At 47.9% G+C, this 447-nt stretch carries 1 CRISPR repeat array.

Annotated elements, in window-relative coordinates:
• Positions 1-68 precede the first annotated feature (68 nt).
• Positions 69-386: a CRISPR direct-repeat array (repeat unit 38 nt; unit sequence AGTCTCAATCCCTTTGGAACAGGGCGGGGTCTTTCGAC).
• Positions 387-447 lie beyond the last annotated feature (61 nt).

Below are 447 nucleotides of genomic sequence, written 5' to 3' on the forward strand. Positions count from 1 at the left end.
CAATCCCTTTGGAACAGGGCGGGGTCTTTCGACCAAAACTGTTGCAACTAAAACCAAAGCTGAACAACCGTCTCAATCCCTTTGGAACAGGGCGGGGTCTTTCGACAATATGTGTCTAAATTAGACGCTTTAGATACTTTAGTCTCAATCCCTTTGGAACAGGGCGGGGTCTTTCGACATGCAAAATGCGCAGGAGGTGAATGCGTTGAAGTCTCAATCCCTTTGGAACAGGGCGGGGTCTTTCGACGAAAAACTAAAAGCTCTTGATGAGTTATTAGGTAGTCTCAATCCCTTTGGAACAGGGCGGGGTCTTTCGACAAGCAAAAGTTCTTGTATGTCTGACCAATTAGTCTCAATCCCTTTGGAACAGGGCGGGGTCTTTCGACTAAGCCCGGGGATTTCACACCTCACTTAAAGTCTCAATCCCTTTGGAACAGGGCGGGGTCT

The sequence above is a fragment of the Aggregatibacter sp. oral taxon 458 str. W10330 genome (assembly GCF_000466335.1).
GTDB lineage: Bacteria > Pseudomonadota > Gammaproteobacteria > Enterobacterales > Pasteurellaceae > Aggregatibacter.